Annotated in this window: 18 protein-coding genes; 6 read left to right on the forward strand and 12 right to left on the reverse strand. The window is 49.1% G+C overall.

Annotated features, from left to right (window positions below):
• Positions 1–2: 2 nt before the first annotated feature.
• Both HMPREF3090_RS08720 and HMPREF3090_RS08725 read right to left on the reverse strand, forming a co-directional pair.
• Positions 3–1,091 (reverse strand): D-alanine--D-alanine ligase, encoded by a 1,089-nt coding sequence (locus HMPREF3090_RS08720; protein ID WP_067974388.1) that lies wholly within the window; start codon positions 1,089–1,091, stop codon positions 3–5.
• A gap of 3 nt (positions 1,092–1,094) precedes the next feature.
• Positions 1,095–1,883 carry a hypothetical protein gene (locus tag HMPREF3090_RS08725; RefSeq protein ID WP_067974384.1) on the reverse strand — a complete coding sequence of 263 codons (789 nt, stop codon included), beginning with the start codon at positions 1,881–1,883 and terminating at the stop codon, positions 1,095–1,097.
• Positions 1,884–2,055: 172 nt separating this feature from the next.
• Between HMPREF3090_RS08725 and HMPREF3090_RS08730 the strand changes: the two genes are divergently transcribed.
• Positions 2,056–2,817, forward strand: coding sequence for an SMI1/KNR4 family protein (locus HMPREF3090_RS08730; protein WP_070486477.1), 762 nt, complete (start codon positions 2,056–2,058; stop codon positions 2,815–2,817).
• A gap of 406 nt (positions 2,818–3,223) precedes the next feature.
• Here the strand turns inward: HMPREF3090_RS08730 and HMPREF3090_RS08735 are convergent, their stop codons facing one another.
• The gene (locus HMPREF3090_RS08735; protein WP_070486479.1) at positions 3,224–3,940 is read right to left on the reverse strand and encodes a class A sortase; all 717 of its coding nucleotides are present in this window, start codon (positions 3,938–3,940) and stop codon (positions 3,224–3,226) included.
• Positions 3,941–4,029: 89 nt separating this feature from the next.
• Entirely contained in the window at positions 4,030–4,968 is a 939-nt protein-coding gene (locus HMPREF3090_RS08740) for a LysR family transcriptional regulator (RefSeq protein ID WP_083272449.1), read from the reverse strand.
• A 482-nt stretch (positions 4,969–5,450) separates the two neighbouring features.
• Here HMPREF3090_RS08740 and HMPREF3090_RS08745 point away from each other — a divergent pair, with 482 nt between their 5' ends.
• Complete coding sequence (locus HMPREF3090_RS08745; protein ID WP_070486481.1) at positions 5,451–6,380, forward strand: LysR family transcriptional regulator; 930 nt, start codon at positions 5,451–5,453, stop codon at positions 6,378–6,380.
• Positions 6,381–6,534: 154 nt separating this feature from the next.
• On the opposite strand, the gene HMPREF3090_RS08750 is transcribed toward HMPREF3090_RS08745, so the two are convergent.
• From HMPREF3090_RS08750 to HMPREF3090_RS08770, 5 genes are all read right to left on the reverse strand, one after another.
• Positions 6,535–6,792 (reverse strand): type B 50S ribosomal protein L31, encoded by a 258-nt coding sequence (locus HMPREF3090_RS08750; protein WP_067974368.1) that lies wholly within the window; start codon positions 6,790–6,792, stop codon positions 6,535–6,537.
• 112 nt (positions 6,793–6,904) lie between these two features.
• Positions 6,905–8,164 (reverse strand): UDP-N-acetylglucosamine 1-carboxyvinyltransferase, encoded by a 1,260-nt coding sequence (locus tag HMPREF3090_RS08755; RefSeq protein WP_070486483.1) that lies wholly within the window; start codon positions 8,162–8,164, stop codon positions 6,905–6,907.
• Between the two features lie 195 nt (positions 8,165–8,359).
• Positions 8,360–9,967, reverse strand: coding sequence for a CTP synthase (locus HMPREF3090_RS08760; RefSeq protein WP_070486485.1), 1,608 nt, complete (start codon positions 9,965–9,967; stop codon positions 8,360–8,362).
• Positions 9,968–10,261: 294 nt separating this feature from the next.
• On the reverse strand, positions 10,262–10,855 hold the full coding sequence (gene rpoE / locus HMPREF3090_RS08765) for a DNA-directed RNA polymerase subunit delta (protein ID WP_067974358.1): 594 nt from the start codon (positions 10,853–10,855) through the stop codon (positions 10,262–10,264).
• 63 nt (positions 10,856–10,918) lie between these two features.
• Entirely contained in the window at positions 10,919–11,359 is a 441-nt protein-coding gene (locus HMPREF3090_RS08770) for a YwiB family protein (RefSeq protein WP_067974355.1), read from the reverse strand.
• Positions 11,360–11,479: 120 nt separating this feature from the next.
• Between HMPREF3090_RS08770 and HMPREF3090_RS08775 the strand changes: the two genes are divergently transcribed.
• Positions 11,480–12,310, forward strand: a complete 831-nt coding sequence (locus HMPREF3090_RS08775) for a lipoate--protein ligase family protein (protein ID WP_168140270.1) — start codon at positions 11,480–11,482, stop codon at positions 12,308–12,310.
• An 18-nt stretch (positions 12,311–12,328) separates the two neighbouring features.
• Positions 12,329–13,687 carry an HD domain-containing protein gene (locus HMPREF3090_RS08780; protein ID WP_067974349.1) on the forward strand — a complete coding sequence of 453 codons (1,359 nt, stop codon included), beginning with the start codon at positions 12,329–12,331 and terminating at the stop codon, positions 13,685–13,687.
• A gap of 431 nt (positions 13,688–14,118) precedes the next feature.
• Here HMPREF3090_RS08780 and HMPREF3090_RS08785 read toward each other — a convergent pair whose 3' ends face one another.
• From HMPREF3090_RS08785 to HMPREF3090_RS08795, 3 genes are all read right to left on the reverse strand, one after another.
• On the reverse strand, positions 14,119–15,006 hold the full coding sequence (locus HMPREF3090_RS08785) for a DMT family transporter (protein ID WP_067974345.1): 888 nt from the start codon (positions 15,004–15,006) through the stop codon (positions 14,119–14,121).
• A gap of 116 nt (positions 15,007–15,122) precedes the next feature.
• Positions 15,123–16,589, reverse strand: coding sequence for an MFS transporter (locus HMPREF3090_RS08790; RefSeq protein ID WP_070486487.1), 1,467 nt, complete (start codon positions 16,587–16,589; stop codon positions 15,123–15,125).
• A gap of 435 nt (positions 16,590–17,024) precedes the next feature.
• Positions 17,025–18,179, reverse strand: a complete 1,155-nt coding sequence (locus HMPREF3090_RS08795; RefSeq protein ID WP_230081929.1) for a pyridoxal phosphate-dependent aminotransferase — start codon at positions 18,177–18,179, stop codon at positions 17,025–17,027.
• 164 nt (positions 18,180–18,343) lie between these two features.
• Between HMPREF3090_RS08795 and HMPREF3090_RS08800 the strand changes: the two genes are divergently transcribed.
• A complete protein-coding gene (locus HMPREF3090_RS08800; RefSeq protein WP_067974338.1) occupies positions 18,344–19,234 on the forward strand; it encodes a hypothetical protein in 891 nt (296 codons plus the stop codon).
• Positions 19,235–20,350, forward strand: coding sequence for an NAD(P)/FAD-dependent oxidoreductase (locus HMPREF3090_RS08805; protein ID WP_067974335.1), 1,116 nt, complete (start codon positions 19,235–19,237; stop codon positions 20,348–20,350).
• The last annotated feature ends 221 nt before the right edge of the window (positions 20,351–20,571 follow it).

Below are 20,571 nucleotides of genomic sequence, written 5' to 3' on the forward strand. Positions count from 1 at the left end.
TCCTATTGGTTGGCTAGTCCTTGTTTTTTATTAAAGCGCTCTAGGGCCAGCTTAAGTAATTTCTCGAGCAAGTCTTCATAAGACAAGCCTGAAGCTGCCCAGAGAGAGGGATACATACTAAATTGGGTGAAACCAGGCATGGTGTTGACCTCGTTGATATAGATATCCATGTTGTGGGTCACGAAGAAGTCACAGCGGGTGAGGCCTGAACCATCAATAGCTAAATAGGCCTTCTTGGCGTAGGCTTGGATAGCCTGGGCGCTTTCCTCTGGGAGGTCGGCTGGAATCGCCATCTCGATGCTGTTGTTAATATACTTCTCTTCATAGTCGTAGAAACCTTGGTCCTTGACAATCTCACCAGGTTGGCTGACCTGAACCTCTTCATTCCCGAGGACAGCCACCTCGATTTCCCGAGCTTCAATCCCTTGTTCAACCACCACCCGGGTATCATAATGGAAGGCTGTCTCTAGGCCTTGGAGCAAGGCATCCCGGTCCTGGGCCTGGGTAATTCCTACGCTAGAGCCCATATTGGCAGGTTTGATAAAGACAGGATAGACTAACTGCCCCTCAATGCGGGCAATTACTTCGCTGCGCTCGGTCTCATACTGGTAGCTAGTCAGGGCAACAAAAGGCACCTGAGGGATCTGAGCTTGTTGGAAGAGCTGCTTGGAGATAATCTTATCCATACCAGCCGCTGAAGCAAGGACACCTGCCCCGGTATAAGGGACATTCAGTGCTTCAAAAAGGCCTTGGATTGTACCATCTTCCCCATTCGGTCCATGCAAGGCGGGGAAGGCCAGGCTATCCTTGGTCAAAACATCGGTCGGAACAACAGCCAGCCCTTGGGAAATTTCAGCTTCACCTTGGCGGTAGAAGTGTTGTTGGTCGCTGGCCTCGAGATAGAGGATGCTATCCTCACTGAGGCTATATTCTTCAAGCAGCTCACCAGCAATCCACTGCCCCTCCCGGTCAATAAAGACAGGCTGAACTTGGTGCTTCTTATAATCCAAATGTTTGAGGATGGAAGCAGCCGTTAAGACGGATATATCATGCTCCGCGCTGTCCCCACCATAAAGTAGTACAATTCTCATAATTTAACCTCCAAATAGGTTGGCATCCGCGATGCGCTCAAATGCCCATTTTTTATCTTTCATTGAGTAGCTTAATTTAGCTAAAAGAACGGTTTGCTTGCGTTGAAGAATATCATCAACTTGGTCTTCTGCTAACAGGAGAGGGATCGCCATCGCCTGGTCCTCCCGCCAAGTGAGCTGACTAAAGTCAAAGATAACCCCTTCCGTTAAAAGCGGACGGATTTCCTGCATGACTGCCATGGGAGGCAAAGGAATCTTCGCCTCTTCGCCCAGATTATGTGACCGCCAGCCGAACAAAGAACGGCGCTCAGGGCGTTGGGCCAAGAGCTTGTCGCGAATCACATTAGCCAGCTGGAAGTAAAACTCCTTGACATCCCGGTAGTAAGTCTTCAAGATCCCATTGGCCATGGGCAGGAAGACATAATTATTTTGCAACTTATAGAAGAATGGCGAGTGCAGGTGGCGGTTCACATGGCCTAGATATAATAACTCTGCAATTTCACCTGGTGTTAGCTGGTGCAGGAGTTCTTGGGAATAATAATCCACCCACTTGGTATCTGGAAAAGCTAAGCGACTCTGCCCACTTAAGAAATCTTGGACACTCCGTTCGCCCCGGATGAGCTTAAAATGCGTATGGTCATCCGCTTGGCCATAATCTTTTTGGCAAGATAGAATCAGTAAGTTCTGCGGCTTCTTCTTCATACTGCGCTGCAAGTAGGCCAGGCCCAAACCGCGCGATAACACATGGTTGGATACCTCATCTACTAAGATATAAATATAATTCTCAATCACGTCCCCACCTCCTTATCATACCCCTTAATGATAGCATATTCCCCCCACAAAAAACTATAAGCTTTAACTAAAAAGCCTAAAAACACAGGCCAAACTAGATCTCAAGCTTTACTTTCTTTAGCTGCTTATATTAAGATGGGAGGGACTGTACGTATTTAAAGGAGCGAAGAACATGCATCTGATTGGCCTAGCCTTCCAAAAACAACAACTCACCTACCTACCCACTAGCCCCCTCTACGGGGAGATTATGGTAGAGGGCCTGCCGCTTGGCTACCACCAACTCCTCACCCAACAGAATGGCGGCTATACCTCAAAATCTTACTATCCCACCTCTGCCCCAACTTCAGATTCACTAAGCGCCGTTTATATCCCTTACCTGGCCGGCTTGCTTCCCCAAGCTGTTCATAAGGAATATCTCATTCCTAGCCTGGCCTTCCAAGACCAGTTCAACCACCGGGATAGCCTGCCCGAAAGCAGCCTGATTATCTACGAAGACGGCGACCGTCTTGTCTTCCTGGACTATGACCCCCATGACAAGCGAGACCGTGACCAGCGCGGCCTAGCCAAAACCCCTAGCGTCCGCTACCGGGACCTGGAAACTGACCAGTGGATGGACCTCGCCCCTAATTTTGCTTACTTTATCCAACATTTCGAATCCCGGGGCTTTGCCCTGCCGGCCCCTCCTATGCGAACCTACCACCGGGCCAATGCCGCCTTTATCGCCGTCCAGCGCCCCGAGCAACTGGCCCGACTCTTCGAAGAATTCCAAGGGCAAGCCGACAAGACCTGGTACTTCCACTGGATCCGCCACTTCCTCCAGTCCCAGGACTTCCGCCTAGCCGCCGTAGCCAAAGAAGCCCTCGACTTCCAAACCGACTACTTCCGCCCCCTCCTGCCCAAAGGCTTTGAGGACCTATTAGGAAAAGAAAGCTAGAAAAAACAAAAGCAGCCCCAGTTGATGTTTACAGGTCGACTGGGGCTGCTTTCACCTTCCTTATATTTAAATCCACGGCTTTTTAATGATCAAATTCAAAAGGGGAAAACATGGGTTCTCTAATTTTTTATTTCAGCGCTTAATAATCAAAAAGTCTCTATCAATTGTTTGTGAGCAGGAGTGGAGCTTTGAATTTGATCATTAGCCGTGACCAAGCAAGCGTTGTGAATTAGGGATAGTAGGCGATTAGCCGTACTAGCCGTTTGAAGCTCGCTAGGTGAGGGACCTTGGCCCGAACCGGTGCCACGGCTTTTTAATGATCCAATTCAAAAGTGGAACGGATGCTCACTTGCACAATATAATCTATAACAAAAAAGCCCCAGCTAAGCTGAGGCTAAAGATTGAACTAGTCCTTCTCAAAGAGCGCTAATAAGTCGGGACTGGCCTGGCTGAAGTCCTGGGTCTCCACAAGACGTCCCTGGACAATCCGCCGTTCGGTCGCATCATCCGTACAGGTCATCAGCGTAATAATCGGCTTTTGGGTCTCAGGATCCAAGAGATTAGGATCAACCAAGTCAACCCGGGTTGGTGGCACATCTTCGACAAAGAAGGTGTCATAGATATAGATTTTTTCTAAATCGGTCATGTAGATCTTTTGCCCTACTTGAGCCTTGTCGACAATCGGTGAGAGCAAGAGGCCTTTTTGGACCACATTCATATTGTGACTAGCTAATGGGTAGTTGCCTTCCCCCATCTTCTGTTCAGGGTAGAAGGTACCCGCTCCTGACAGGAGGACGTCCTCACTTAAGCCCTTCATAATGGAGACCTTAACATCGGCATCCGGCATAGCCAGAGCTCCAATAACATTCACGTCCGCATAACCATTCTTGATCCGTTCCCGCGATTCACGGACTTCCTTCTCGCTCACATTGCGGATCTCGCTATGGTCGAAGACTGCCTCCTTAGTCTGGTTATCCTTCAACTGATCAGCCGTCATATTCTCAATGGCAACGTCATTTTGATTCTGTTGGATCTGATAGCCACTAATATAGTGCTGGCCTAGGAAGAAGAGCCCAATCACAATCAGGTCCACTCCCAAGAGACGTATAAGATGATGACGCATACTTGCCCCCCTAAATCGTTTACTATAGAGCTATTATCTTAGTTTTCCCTGGGGATGACAAGTCATATTACTTATAAAAAGTTTAAAAATTAATTAAACTGCAGGGCTGTAGAAAAAATTTTCTTAGCTAATTCGATAAAATCTTCCATATACTTAGGCAACGGCATCCCCTTACGGTAGGCAATAATCACATCTGACTTAGAGCTTGGGCTAGAGAAGGAGAAGAGTTTAGGCGCATTGTCATGCTTGAGGTTTAGGTTGCGGTAGTGGTTCTCATAAACTAAGGAAACCCCATAACCCCGGATGGTTAAATTAACAGCTGTTTGAATATTATTGGTCTTGATGGTGCGCGCAGGATGGAAGTGTTCCTGGCTGAAGAGCTTATCCATCTCCCGGCTGATCTTGGTGTCGTTGGTAGAAATAATGAAGCGGTCATCCTTCAATTCTTCTAAGTCGATCTTAGGATATTTGGAATCAGGATTCTCTACAGCCGTTGCAACAGCCGGGTGGTCGTGTGGAACCGCCACGAGGATTTCTTCTGTTCCAATCTTGTCATAGGTCAGGTTGGCATTCTCATTGCTGGCATTAATGATGATAATGTCGCAATCGCCATTCATAATCCGATCTTCCAAAATAGTTGCTGTCTCTTCAACCAGCTGAACTTCAACCCGTGGGTAGAGCTTCTCATACTCGGGCAGTACGGGTGGCATGAGATAAGAGCCGCGAATAAGAGGGATCCCAATGCGAATCCGGCCATAGTTCTTATCTTTAATGGTCTGCATGGTCATCTCCAGCTCATCACGCATGGTTAAGATGTCATTGCCATACTTCACGAACTCTTCCCCGGCATAGTTGAGAACGAGACGTTTACCAACCCGTTGGAAGAGATGGTAGCCCAAACGCTCTTCCATATTCTTGATGTACATACTAAGGGAGGGTTGGGTAATAAATAAACTCTCCGCAGCCTTAGTCAGGGTACTATGCTCATGGATGGCTTTTACGTATTCAATATCCTTCATTTCAATCATTACTCAATACCTCTTCTATATTTATTCCACTTATAACTTTCTTGACTTATATCTAATCGATAATATAACATATTCCTCTGTTGTTCATTCGTCAAGAATTTCTTTAAGAACGAAAAGTCTTACTGAAAAGTCTTTAGCATAGCGCTTTTTTGCCTCTTATAAAGCTGCCTCCTAGCTCCATTGCCTGGCTAGCAATCTGATTATCTCTTCATCTATTCCCTTCCCTTAAAGCCTGACATGATAGGCTTTTGAAAGCTACAAATGGTCCAAACCAAAAGAATAAGAAGCTTTCATTCTGCAAGAATCGGCCGAAAAAATAAGAGCAAATTTGTTCCAGTCAAAAAATACATTACTGAACACTTTAGAAATACTTAAGCCTAATTTATCATAAGAGAAACCAATTTTTGTTCTTTATTTAAACTCTAATCACAGAATCTAACTTTCGCTATAATGGATCAAAACAGAAAGTGAAGGGATTTCCTATGCGCATCGAACAATTACAATACCTCAGCAAGGTGGCCGAGACGGGTTCCATTACCCAGGCAGCCAAGGCCCTCTATCTCTCCCAACCCTCTCTCTCCAACGCCATCAAGGAATTAGAGCAGGAAATGGAAGTCCAACTCTTCAAGCGAAGCAAGAAAGGAGCTATGTTGACAGAAGCGGGAGAAGACTTCCTCACTTATGCCCAACAAATTCTTGCCCAGGTCGACCTGCTTAAGACCCGCTACCAGGAAAGCGAACGACCCCGGCGAATCTTTAGCGTATCAGCCCAGCACTATGCCTTCGTCGTAGATGCCTTCGTCCGTCTGCTCAAGGAGAACTCCTACCCCAAGTACCAGGCGACCCTCAAGGAATCCCGGACCTATGAGGTAATTGAAGATGTCGCCAACCAACGTTCTGAAATCGGTGTCCTCTACCGCAGCCGTTTCAACCAGCAAGTCATCGCCAATGCCCTAGCCGAACGCGACCTTAGCTTTACGCCCCTTATGCAAGCGGAGCCCCACGTCTTCATCTACGCCAACCACCCCCTAGCCAACTGCGACCAGCTGACCTTGGACGACCTGGCCCCCTATCCTAAGCTCAGCTACGAACAAGGCGTCCACAATTCTTTCTATTATTGGGAGGAGGTCCTGGCCGACCATGTGGCAGACAAATCAATTATTGTATCTGACCGGGCCACCCTCTTCAACCTACTGATCGGTCTGGACGGCTACACCATCTGCTCAGGGATTATTAATTCCGACCTCAATGGTGGCGACATCCTGGCCAAGCCCTTAGCTTGTGAGGAAGCGATTGAGATTGGTTACATCCCCCACAACTTCCCCCCCCTCAACCCTATCGGCCAAGCCTATATCCAGCAACTCCAAGAGGCGGTCAAACGTTCAGCCCCCATAGAGCCAAAAGCCAAGTAAAAGGTCAGCCCTGCTCAGTTCCCCCTCTATTAAGAAAAAACAGATAGATTTGATGTTTTTACCGGCTTCTCCCCTATCCTATCAGAAACTTACCCATAAGGCGAAAAAAAGAGCAGCTCGATTGAGCTGCTCTGCTTGGTCAAGAGACCATTTCTTAAGCATTTTTGTCTGCAAAACCGTATTTCTTGTTGAAGCGGTCCACACGACCATCGGCTTGCGTGAATTTTTGGCGGCCAGTATAGAATGGGTGTGAATCTGATGAGATTTCAACACGGATCAATGGGTAAGTGTTCCCATCTTCCCATTCAACGGTTTCGCTTGACCCACGAGTTGAGCCAGATAAGAATTTAAAACCTGTTGTTGTATCCATAAATACAACGGGTTGGTAGTCTGGATGGATGCCTTGTTTCATTATTCTTTCTCTCCTTTGCGCCCTGGCTATCTGCTAGCCAGAGATTATTTTGACATAACATTGATATGTTACCACATCCCATTAGCCAATGCAATGGGATTTTTTATTTTTTCTATTCTTCGACTAATTCGATATCAGCGCCCAGGTGTTGGAGCTTGTCAGCAATTTTGTCGTAGCCTCTCAGGATATGCTCAGCACCATAAAGATCTGTACGGCCTTCTGCCATCAGGGCGGCATTAATCAAGCAGGCCCCTGCCCGTAAGTCAGAAGCAGTCACTTCTGCACCCCGGAGACAAGATGGCCCAGAGAGGTGGATCTGGTCATTAAGAACCTTGGCCTGGGCGCCCATGCGGACGAGTTCAGGAATGTGCTTGATACGCTTAGGATAAATCGTGTCTTCGATGGTTCCCTCACCTTGTGCCTTGAGTAAAAGCGGCGTGATAGGCTGCTGGAGGTCGGTCGCAAAACCTGGATAAGGCATGGTCTTAATGCTGACCATAGCCAGGTCCTCTTGGGCGGGATGAACATAGATCTCATCTTCATAGATATCCATTTGTACACCCATTTCCCCCATCTTAGCGACAAAACCTTCGATATGTTCGAAGATCACATTCTTCACAGTAACCCCTTGGCCGATAGCAGCAGCTGCGGTCAGATAGGTCCCGGCCTCGATCCGATCGGGAATGATCTGATGGTTGGTCCCTGTCAGCTCATCCACCCCTTCAATCCGGATGGTAGAAGTCCCCGCTCCCTTGATCTTAGCCCCCATCTTATTGAGCAGGGAGACCACATCGATGATCTCCGGTTCGCGGGCCGCATTCTCGATGGTCGTCTTGCCCTTAGCCATGGTTGCAGCCAGCATGACATTGATAGTTGCGCCCACACTCACCACATCCATATAGATCTCTGCCCCATGGAGGCCGTTAGGGGTGGAGAAGTGAATCGCCCCTTGTTGGTTCTCAATCACTGCTCCCAATGCTTCGAAGCCCTTAATATGGAGGTCGATTGGACGCGGACCGATGGAACAGCCCCCTGGCAAGCCAACTACCCCTTCCCCATACTTAGCTAATAAAGCGCCCATAAAATAATAGGATGCCCGAAGACTCTGGATTTTTCCTTCCGGCATCGGAATATTGACCATATGCTCTGGATCAATGACTAAATGGTTGTTCTCAAAAGAAACTTCACAGTTAAAATCTTCCAAAATTTCAATAAGGGCCTTTACGTCAGCAATGTCTGGCACACCGTCTAAACTGACTGGGCTATTCCCCATAATAGCAGCAGGAATCAAAGCGACCGTACTATTCTTAGCACCGCTAACTAAAACTTCTCCCTTTAACGGTTTACCACCATTTATGATAAACTTTTTCATTTTGCATTCCTTTCGTCCCCAACCGGTCCCCGCTAAGTGAGCTTTCGATCAGGCGCAAGTATTCTATCGATAAAATTAAAAAAATTACTATCTTCTCAAGTTAACATTATAACGGATATTCAGTCGTTTGACAGCCCCAATCGAAGTTTTTAAGAAAAGTTTAAAGTTGAAAGTTTTTCATCGATAAAAGAACAATTAATGTCCTTTAGCTGCCCGGACCAAGCCCATAAAGAGCGGATGGGGACGGTCCGGACGGGATAAGAATTCAGGGTGGAACTGGCTGGCGATAAAGAAGGGATGGTCGGGCAATTCCACGATTTCAACCAGGCGCCCGTCAGGCGAAAGGCCAGAGAACTTGAGCCCAGCTGCTGCCAATTGGTCACGGTAGGCATTATTGAATTCATAGCGGTGGCGGTGGCGCTCCTTGATCTCTGCTTGGCCGTAGAGGGACTGGGCCAGGCTGCCCTCAAGCAAGTGGCAGGGATAGGCACCCAAACGCTGGCTGGCACCGAGCTCTGCCTGCCCCACTTGGTCGGCCATCAAGCTAATCACAGGGTCAGGCGTCTGGCTATCAATCTCAGAAGACTGGGCTTTGGCTAAGCCGCAGACATGGCGGGCAAATTCCACACAAGCTAGCTGCATGCCCAGACAAATCCCTAAGAAAGCTACCCCTTCTTCGCGGGCGTATTGGATGGCGCGGATCTTCCCCTCAATCCCCCGACTACCAAAACCTCCGGGCACCAGGATACCATCCGCCCCGGCCAAGGCTTGGTGGACCTGGCCAGGACTTAAGCTTTCCGCGTCTACCCAGTCAATGTCCACTTCTAGGCCTTCCTGGTAGCCTGCATGGCGGAGGGCTTCCGCTACAGAAAGATAGGCATCGGGCAAGGCGATATACTTGCCGACCAAGGCGATTTTTACTTTGTCCTTAACCGTTACCACCCGGTCCACGAGCTGGGTCCAGCTGGTCATGTCGGCTTCAGGCAGGCCAGTCAGAGCTAGGGCCTGGCAGACCTTATCGTCTAGCCCCTGGGCCTTGAGGGCAAGCGGCAGGGCGTAGATAGTTTCCACATCCCGGTTTTCGATAATATGGTCTTCTTCTACATCGCAGAAGCGGGAGAGCTTGGCCCGCATTCCTTCTGGCATGGCCAGCTGGCTGCGGACAATTAAGAAGTCGGCCTGGATACCCAGACTCCGCAATTCCTTCACTGAATGCTGGGTAGGTTTGGTCTTCAGCTCCCCTGCTGCTTCCAGGTAAGGCAGGAGGGTGGTATGGAGATAGCAGGTATTCTTGGCGCCTAGGTCTTTTTTCAGCTGACGGATAGCTTCCATAAAAGGCTGGGACTCGATATCGCCCACGGTCCCTCCAATCTCCGTAATCACCACATCTGCCTGGGTCGAATGGCCTGCCCGCAGGACCTTCTCCTTAATGGCATCCGTAATATGGGGAATCACCTGGACCGTCGCCCCCAGATAATCTCCCCGGCGCTCCTTGGCTAGCACTTCGGAGTAGATCTTGCCCGTCGTCACATTAGAATATTGGTTCAAGGGACTATCCGTCAAGCGTTCGTAGTGGCCCAAGTCCAGGTCCGTCTCCGTCCCATCATCGAGCACATAGACCTCCCCATGCTGGTAGGGGCTCATCGTCCCTGGATCAACATTGATATAAGGATCAAATTTCTGCAGGGTCACAGCCAAGCCCTTGTTCTTTAAGAGCCGCCCCAGCGAAGCCGCCAAGAGCCCCTTACCGATTGATGAAACAACGCCTCCCGTTACGAAGATATACTTAGTTTCTTGTGTCATTTTTTTGTCCAACCTTTCCCATAAATTGAGGCGAACACTCCAGGACAAAAAACAAAAAAACTCCCATTCCGCAATTGGAATAGGAGCTCACTCACTATCGTTCTTAAAGTGCCCATAGAAAATTCTAAGGCAAAAAAGCTTTCGAGTCAAGTCGAAATTATTATATTTTGATATTCGATAGGCATGATTGATATAAGCTAGCAATAATAATTAGCTTCCTATAACTAAGTTCTGACCAGTAATAGATGGTCAGCATACTCTTGCATCACGCCCATCGCATCCAGAAGCCGATACTTAGAGGTCATCGTCCTCGTCTTCATCCTCATCCAGATCATCATCATCAATAATCCCTAGGTCGCCTTCTAGGCCGTCCTCTAGTTCATCTTCCGGATCATCATCGCCGAGTTCGTCGAGATCAGCCCGGTAATCATTCAATTCCCGGCTTTCGTCTTCTTCGTCCTCGTCTTCATCCTCATAATCATAGTCATCTTCGTCCACTTCATGGTCTTCTGGATCGTCGTCTGAGTAATCAATGACATCTTCATCCAAGGCAGTGAGGACATTCTTCGAGCGTTTGTGTTTCTTCTTGATGTCATCATCATCAATCGTCGAAATAATTTCTTCATCAATAGAATCCACAGGGTACCAAGCTCGAAGCCCCCAGCGGTTTTCCCCTAGTGAAATGAAGGACCCATCAGCATTCATTTGGGTGTAGAAGAGTACCATCCGTTGTTCCAATTCATCGGTAGTCAAGCCCATATACTCTTGGACCTCTTCTAGTAAGTGGTTAAATTCATAAACTTGGTTACTTTCTCTTAAGATTTCGTGGGCCACTTCAATCATTGAGAGCTCTGATTTATTTTGATGATCTAAACGTTCTAATTTCACTGATTATTCATCCTTTCAAGCTTCCTCTATAGTAGGTATCAAAAAAATCCATTCCTTATAATTTTACACTATTTCAGCGTGGTAATGCAATTTTAATTCATGGCGGATAGGTTGGTCGTCAAGGCCTGAGATCTCATAGACCAAGCGCAGGCTACCCTTATCCGTCCCCAAGTTATGGTTCAAGGACTTGAGTTCAACCGTCATGGGGATCCGGTAAGCCCCGACCTGGTAGTGGGTAGGAATGGCTTGTCCCACAACTAGGGGCAGGCGCATAGCCCCCTCAGCGGTCCGCCGCTGGATGAGGGCCCGTCCCGCTTTCAGATCGACCTTGACGCGGACTTGGGCGGGCGCTTGGTCCGCTTGTTCTTCCTGGTATTCGAGATAGTGCTTGTCCCCTAAACGGAAATACGCCCCCTGACTATTCAATTGCAGGTCTTCCTTAGAACCTGCTTGACTGATCCGATTTCTTAAATTCACATGGACTGCTTGTTTTCCTTTGGGCATCTGGCCACCTCCACTTGTCTTCCCCTAATCCTACACGAAATACAGGCAAAAGAAAAGGCCTCAAGCGTTTTGTCCCGGGCCAATTTGGGTTATACTAAGAGTAAATTAAGTATAGAAAGTGTGACGCTTGTGATTATTAGTGCCCTTTATTCAAAAAGCCCCCATTTAGCCATTGTGGATGAATTCGTCCCTAACGACCAAGCCCTCCGCCCTTTTGCTGTGGACGATTACCTCCTGCGCGCTTTAAGCAAGGACGAACTGGAAGCAGATGCTGTCCTCCACTTCTGGCCGGGTGACCCTGCTGTCTATCTCGGCATGGTCGACACCCGCTTGCCCGACTTCCAAGCTGGCGTAGACTTCCTCAAGGCTTCTAGCTACCGCCCAGTCATCCGTCCCTCTGGTGGATTGGCGGTCGTCAGTGACCCCGGCATCCTAAACTTCAGTCTCCTCATCAAGCCAGCTGGCGGCCGACTCAGTATCGATGACGCTTATGAAGTCCTGCTCCGCTTAATCAACCAGGTTCTCGCCCCCTACCAAGAGCAGGTCCAAGCCGGCGAAATCACCCGGTCCTACTGCCCTGGTAGCTACGACCTCAGTCTCCAAGGTAAAAAAATTGCCGGACTCGCCCAACGCCGAATTGGTTCAGCTATTGGTATTTCCGCCTATGTCTCCTTAGAAGGCGACCAGATCCGCCGCGGCCAGCTGATCCGCGACTTCTACCAAGCCAGCCAGGTCCAAGAAGCCAAGCGTGATGACTACCCCGATGTCCTCCCCGAAAGCATGCACAATGTTTCCGATGTGGTGCCCGAACTCGGTCAACTGGACCGCTTCAAGGCAGCCATCCAGGACGCTTTAAGCGCCGATACCGCCAGCCAAAGCCTCCTTGACCTGGACCAAATAGACCTCAGCAAGGACCTGGCCAAGATGAGCAAGCGCAACCAGGACATTTAAGCAGAAAGGAGCCCAGCCATGTCGCTTAGCAGCCAACAGACTATCCGCGAGAAAATCTTCCTCGACCCGGTCCACTCCGAAATCCGGGTCCAGCACCAAGTGATTTTGGACTTAATCAATACGCCTGAATTCCAGCGCCTGCGTCGGATCAAGCAGCTGGGCACCGCCCACCTCACCTTCCACGGCGCCGTCCACAACCGCTTCAGCCACTGCCTGGGCGTCTATGATATCGCCCGGCGCATCTGCGATCGCTTCGTCCGCAACTATCCCTCACAGAGCGAAGGCGACGGGCTCTGGGACGACAGCGAGCGGCTCGTCGTTCTCTGTGCCGCCCTCCTCCACGATATCGGTCACGGAGCCTTTTCCCATACTTTCGAGAAGCTCTTCGACACCGACCACGAGGCCATTACCCGGCAAATTATCCTCAATGACGAAACCCAAGTCCACAAAATCCTCGCTGCCATCAGCGACGACTTCCCCCAAAAGGTAGCTGCCGTCATTGACCACACCTACCCCAATCCCCAAGTCGTCCAGTTGATTTCTAGCCAGTGCGATGCTGACCGGATGGACTATCTCTTACGCGACTCCTACTTCACCGGGACCCATTATGGAACCTTCGACCTCAACCGGATCCTCCGCGTCATGCGACCAACAAAAACCGGCATCATCTTCAACGAAGCTGGCATGCATGCCGTCGAAGACTATGTGGTGAGCCGCTATCAGATGTATATGCAGGTTTACTTCCATCCCGTTTCCCGGGGCATGGAAGTCCTGCTCAGTCGACTCTTGGCCCGGGCCCAAGCCCTCTACAAGGGCAATCCTAAATACTTCGTCAAGACCTCCCCCTTCCTCCTCCCCTTCTTCCGAGGAAATTGGACCTTGACCGACTACCTCCACCTGGATGATGGGGTTTTGGAGACCTACTTCCAGCACTGGCTAGCCACGAGCGACGACCCCATCCTCACTGACCTAGCCCACCGCTATATCAACCGTAAACCCTTCAAGTCAGTGACCTATGAACCTGAAGACCAGGACCTAGTGGCTGAAGTCAAGGAGAAAATCCAAGCTCTGGGCTATGACACCACTTACTATACCGCCCAAAACAGCAACTTCGACCTCCCCTATGACTTCTACCGGCCCAACGCCAAGAAACCACGGACCCAGCTAGAAATCATCAGCAAGGATGGCACCACAACCGAACTCTCCCAGGCCAGCCAGCTCATCCGCGCAGTCACAGGCCAAGAGATTGGCGACCAACGCCTCTACTTCCCCAGCGAACTCTATGCCGGGAAGAACCCTGACAAGCTCAACCTCTTCCAACCTCTCTTGGACGACCTCCACCAGATGACCGGAACCGGCAAACTCAAGCCTAGTTAAAGGGTGTGAGGGCTGGCGTTTAGCTTTCCTTCACTGGAGCAAGTCACCAGAGCAGTCTGAAAGACTGCGGCGGAGACTTGTGAAGTGACAGGAAAGTTGCCAGACCGAACCCAACTAGAAAGGGTGTGAGCAAGAGCGGTTAGGCTTGAATGATTGGAGCCCAAGAGGAAAAGAGCGGCTTTAGCCGATCGTTCCGATTGGGTGAAATCACTTCAAGTCTGCTCTTGCGAACCCGACTAGAAAGGGTTTGAGGGAGCGCGGGTAGAAGTGGACCTCTGGAGCCAAAATCAAATATGCCTAAAGTTCAAGACGACTTTAGCCGGGTTGATCCTCTAAACATCCAAGGGACAAATTCAAAAGCGAAAGGCATGCTCATCACACCATTTATCAAAAAAAGCGGCAAAGACCGCTTTTTTTTGATGCCTATATTTTTATTCAGAAAGGCGAGAAAAGGCCATAATCGAGACAATCACCAAGGCAATCCCCAATAACTCCGCCCAGTTGAGGGGCTGGCCAAGAACCAGAACAGATAAGATACTGGCTAGGAGGGGCTCGAGAGCCGTCATGAGATTAGCCAGACCCGGATTAATATAGGCCGTACTCGATAAGTAGCTGAGGAAGGCAAAGGCTGTCCCGAAGCTAATGATCAGAAGTAAAAGCAAGATAGCCCGACCATCCAAAGTAAAGTCTAAGAGCCAGAGAGGTTGGATCAATTGGAAGGCCAGTCCCGCCAGCAGCATGCCCCAAGCAACCACAAGGGTAGACCCATAGCGCTTCTGGATGCGACGCGGTTGGAGGGTATAATAAGCCACTGCAACAGCTGATCCCAGACCAGTGATTAAAGCCAAGGGAGAAATACTGAGCCCATCGAACTGGCCGCGCGTCACGAGGAGGACCACGCCCAGGATGGTAGACGCAACCAAGGCGACCTCAAGCTTCTTCGCTGACCGCTCACCCTTTAAGACCAGGTAGGCATAGATAAAGATGGGTGAAGTAAACTGGAGAATCGCGGCCATGCCTGCCCCACTCCCTTCAATCGTCTTGAAGAAGAGGTATTGGACCCCTAGCATGCCCAGCAAGGCAAAGAGGAAAAGTTCACGCCGGTCCCTAGTATTTTTAAAAATAGACAAAACGTCCGTCCCCTGTCCCCACTTGGCATAGGCCAATAAGCAGAGCCCTGCGAAGACCAAGCGGCAAGAGACCAACCATTCTGAACTCGCACCATAATCTTCAAAAAAAATTTGGGCCAAAATACCTGAAAAGCCCCACATCGAGGCCCCAAAAGCTGCTAAAAAAATCCCTTTTGTCTTATTCGTCATCCGACCATCTCCCATCATTTTTATTCATCTATCATACTAAAGCAATCGCGGATTAGACAAGATGAAGGCAAAAGAAAAACCAGGAAAGGGCACCCCCTTTCCTGGCTAGCTTTCAATTAAGCTGTTTCATTCGATTTCTGAGCTTTCTTGGCTGCAATCTTAGCTTGAACGTCTTCCATGGTTTGAGGATCAAGTGGGTAGAAGTGGATCAAGATAGCTGTTAAGGCGAAGACCGCAATAACAATCCCTAAGAGGATATAGCCCCCTTGCATCAGAGCTGGGTTCAGCGGTTCGTTAGGTTGTGGGAAACCATCAACATAGCCGATCCCCGCAAAAACTAAACCTAAAGCAATTGGTGAAAGTGAAGAAGCAATAGAGTCAGTCAGGGAGAAGATGGTCCCGATAACCCCTGCGGCATACTTACCAGAACGGGCTGTTTCGTAGTCCGTGATATCAGCAGACATTGTTAGAACGGTTGACGTTGGATAGGTGGTAAAGATCTTGGCAGCTACCCAGAGGCCAAGGAAGCAATAAGCAAGGAAACCAGCTGGTGAGAAGATTTGAGTGGTATCAGGTGTTACTGCAAGTACAACGGTCATTAAGATCCAAGATACTAAACCGAGCAAGATAGAAGTCCTATAGGTAAATTTCAAGCCTTTCTTACCTGCCAAGCGGGTAAAGATAGCAATCATAATGAACTGTGGAATGATGAGATAGAGGGAGACTTGGCCGACTAACTGCATGTCCGCAAGAATAATTCCGAAGAGAAGGACAAGGAAGGTCTGGTCCCCGATTAATTGGGCCACAAATTTCACGAGACCCCCGCAGAGTGCCAAAATCTGTAAAGGACGGTTACCCTTGATGATGCTCCAAACATCGCGTAAAGAAAGTTTTTGGTCTGCTTCATGACCAAGGCCGAAGTATTTGGTCTGGTCTTTACGGGCTAAACCGATCATCGCCAGGACCGTTAAGACAAGAGAAATCACACAAATACCTGGGATAAAGACGCTAAAGAAGTCGCCATTATACTCATTATTGTATTGTGGTAAGAGCAAGTTCGATACCACATATTGGCCAACTGCGAAGACCCCAATGGATGAGAAGGCCGTATCGAATAAAGTAAAGAGTGGCCGTTGCTCAGGGTCATTGGTTAGGGCAGATTGAGCAGCCTTGGTTACCGTTTGTTGGAAGGAGTAGACAATTTTATGGAAAACTAAAGAAATAAATAGCATGACTGTCTGACTCGTTCCAGATAAATTATGTAGGTTAAAGATCATTAAGAAAGATAAAATCAAACCAATATTAGATACCAACATAATCGGACGATACTTACCCCAACGCGTGTTGAAGTTATCAATAATAAAACCAATTGTTGGGTCAATAATCCCATCGAATAAACGGGCCATACCCAAAACAGAAGAAACCAAGAGTGTGGTCAGACCAGCCACCCCGGTCGCATAATAAGTGAGGAAACCAAAAGCGAAAAGGTAAAGGTTAGATGCCGAGTTGTTCATGGAGAACAGGGCAATCTCCCAGGGTTTCGCGCGATGGTATTTCGCATCCTCTAATACTAACTTTGCCATACATATACCTCCAATATTTTTCAGGGAACTTCCCTTCATTTTTTGCCTCAAAGCCCCAATAAACCGTTTTCATTTTTCTTTAAAAAGAGCCCAATAGTGAATAGATTCACGAATATGGTTTTCTCTATTCCAAGTGGCCTGGTTTAAGGAGGAGCTTCTCCGCATAGATCGTGATAGGATAAGCTTTTCTGCCTTGGTTCACCATGCGAATCGCTTCATCCTTCTGATCTACAAGACATAGAATAGCATACTTCTTTTAAAAATGGAAGCGGTTTTATGTGAATTCATTATATTTTTCTTATTTTCGACTAATAAATGCCTCATAAGGCCTATATATCAACCTTTCTAGCCCTCCCTTTTCATTGAAAACAATTTTGCCTTAAAAATAAAAAAGAGGCAGGACAGGGTCACAACCTCTTAATCGAAAAAAGATGTTTAAAGTGATTTTACAAAAACTTCCAGCCGGTCCATGGCTTCCACTAAGTCTTCATAACTGGCCGCATAGGAGAGACGATACCAACCCTTGCCACCAGGACCAAAGACGGAACCCGGCACCACACCGACCTTAGCCTTGGCGATTAAGTCCTCAACGAAGCGGAAATCATCATCCCCATAAGCTGGGTGAACCTTACCAAAGAGATAGAAAGCACCATCCGGTTGAATAAAATCCATCCCCATAGCAGATAGGCGGTCTATTAAGACTTGGCGCCGTCTTTTAAATTCTGCTAGATTGCTTGCCACTACATCGTCACAATCACGGTAGGCGGTTAGGGCAGCGTACTGGTCAGGGGTTGACACGCAGGTAACCAGGGCTTGGTGGTAGGTGAAGAAGTAAGAATAGTAGTCAGCCGGCAGGTGGAGGAAACCAATCCGGAAACCCGTCATGGCGTAAGTCTTGGAGACGCCGGCCATCAGAATGGTTTGGTCAGGAATTTCTTGGTAGATAGAATAGTGGTCCCCATCGTAAACTAAGTCCGCATAGATTTCATCACTGAGCACCAGCACATCGTAAGCTCGGATCACTTCAGCTAAAGCCTGGATCTCTGCCTTGCTGTAAGTCGTCCCTGTCGGATTATTAGGATAGTTAAGGATCAGTAAACGGATTTCAGGATGATCTTCCAAGGCTTGACGAAGCATGTCAGGACTCAACTTAAAACCATTATCTGAGCTATCGACAGCAACGACTTCTCCCCCTGCCAGATCCGTACAGAGTTCATAAGAAGGAAAGAATGGTGAGGGGATAAGCACCTTGTCGCCTTCATTAAGCAGGCAATGTGTCGCCAGTGCAATCCCTTCCGAAGCCCCATTAGTGATCAAAATTTGTTCTGCAGACAAATCCATCCCATGGCTTCGTTCATAGTAAGCAGCGATGTCTTCCCGCAGCTCAGGAATCCCGGTCGACGGTGCATAATGCGTCTGCCCCTCTTGGACGGCCTGGGTCATAGCCGCTTGAATTCTAGGATCCGTTGCGAGGTCGGGTTCCCCAATGGTAAAGTTTAAGGCCCCTTCCGTTTCAGCCACCTGCTGGGCAATCGTACGAATAGCAGATGGTTGGGGTTTATTCAAACGTTGGTTGTAATACATGGTCATCCCTCATTTTCTTATCGTTTTATCATTTTACTTATTTTATATATTAACATACTATCTACGAAAAAGTTAGCGGATCACATGACTTTTGCTAGCTATTTGTCCAGCACTTCGGTAAGATGATAGAGAGTTCTGTTAACTATTTTTCGCTAAAGGAGGCGCACGTTGTGACAGAAGAAAGTATTGAAAAAGAGGGCGTCCGCCCACTTTATGATTTAAACCAAGAACGAGCCCAAGCCCTCAAACAACCATGGCAGCTCTACTACTATGCCGTCAAAGGCTATGTCATCACGGAAGTTGAGATGCAGGCGCCCGTCGACCAAATGCTCAGCGAATTATTAGACCGATTAGAGAAGGCCCAGCGATTGGAGCAAGCCCCCAAAGAAGCCCTGGGCAAGCACCCCCACGCCTATGCCCGCCAGGAACTGCGCCATCTCGACGTCCCCCGCTATGTAGAGAATTTCTCGCGTTATGTCTACTATCTACTCATTTACCTGGTCATTACTTACGGGCTTTTCGCCCTCTTCCAGTTCGGTTATGGGATCTATTATTACGGAGACCTCAACAGTGCTTGGAACATGCCTGTCCCGATCTCTCTTCTGGGACTCCCCCTACAATTTCTAATGCTGGCTACCAGTGTTTTCTTCCTCTTTAAATTTATCCGGCAAAGCGCTTGTGGCCACCTCTGGCAGAAACGCCACCACATCATGTATCTCTTGGCTGCTATTCTCTCTGCCCTTGCCTTCTTGGTCATCCCCTTCTTCTCCTTGGCCTACCATGTGCTGATTATCCGCATCCCTGTCTTCCTTCTGGCCCTCTGCCTGGTCCTCGCTGCCGGCTATCACTTCAGCAGCCGCCATCTCCACATCGACCAGCACATCGACCGCCTCTTCGAAGACCGAGTGCGTAAAGCTAAGCAGAAGGCCATCGAGCAAAATATGGACATCCGACTGGCAGATAAACTGCCTAATAAGTGGGCCACCTTGAAACTCAAGCGACCACTCATCAACCGGTCCACTGTCAAAAAAGCCAAAGAAGAACAAAAGGAGGATAAATAAATGAAAATTGCAGTTATCGGTGGTGGGATTGTTGGATCAACCGCCGCCTTTTACCTTAGCCAAAACCCAGACATCGACCTCAGCCTCTATGATTATGGCGTGGGCCAGGCCTCCAAGGCAGCCGCTGGAATCATCTGCCCCTGGTTCTCCCAGCGCCGCAACAAGGCCTGGTACCGCCTAGCCAATGCGGGAGCCCACTTCTATCCCGAAATGCTCCAAGACTTAGAAGCAGCTGGCCAGCCAAGCCAAGCCTACCAGGACAAGGAAACCTGGCTCCTCAAGAAACGTCCTAGCACTCGGGAGGATGTCTACCAAATCGCCCTCTCGCGCCGGCCTGAAGCCCCTCTAATTGGGGACATTGAGATTCTCACCCCCGCCCAACAAAGCGCCCAGCTCGACGAATGGACCTACGACCAAGACCTAGTCGCTATCCGCCAGGGAGCTGCTATTGTCGATGGTCAAGGACTCTGTGAGGACCTCCAAGCAGCAGCGACAAAGAATGGCATGACCAGCTACCAAGCTAAAGTCCAGATTGACTTCCAAGATGATCAAATCCTGGTTATCACAGAAGATGATCAGAGCCAAACCTTTGACCAAGTCATCCTAGCCACAGGGGCTTGGCTGGGCGACCTGCTCCAACCCCACGGCTACCAAGTCGATGTCCGCCCCCAAAAAGGCATGCTGACAGTCTATGACCGAGATGTCAGCGACTGGCCGCTCATCATGCCAGAAGGCGAAGCGGATATCATCCCCCACGGCCAGGACACCCTCTACCTAGGGGCCACCCATGAAAATGACAAGGGCTTTGACCTCGAACCCGACATGGCCAGCATGGCAAATATCTTTGATACAGTCCGCACCATCATCCCCGCCATCGACCCCGAAGACTACCGGGGCATTAAAGTCGGCACCCGGGCCTATACTAGCGACTACGCCCCCTTCTACGGCCCCGTCCCTGGCCACAGCAATCTCTACGCTGCCTCAGGACTCGGATCAAGCGGCCTCACCACCGGTCCAATCATCGGCTACCAACTCGCCCAAGCCTGCCAAGACAAACCCCAACGCCTCAACCCCGAAGACTACGACACCAGCCCTTATTTGGAACAAAGGGTGTGAGCAAGAGCGTTTAGCTTTGGATGCTTGGAGTAAGTTGGAATAAGGGCAAGCCCCGCTTGCACGTTTCCAACTTGCGAAAGCACTCCAAAGCTGCTCTTGCGAACCCGACTACAGGGTGTGAGGGCTGGCGGGAGAAATAGACCTCTGGAGCAAAGAGCCAGAGAAGACTGGAAGTCTTCGGCGGTTCTTTGCGAAGAGGAGCCCTTTCTGCATCCTCGAAC

This window comes from Aerococcus sp. HMSC23C02 (genome assembly GCF_001806805.1).
In the GTDB taxonomy this organism is placed as follows: domain Bacteria; phylum Bacillota; class Bacilli; order Lactobacillales; family Aerococcaceae; genus Aerococcus; species Aerococcus sanguinicola.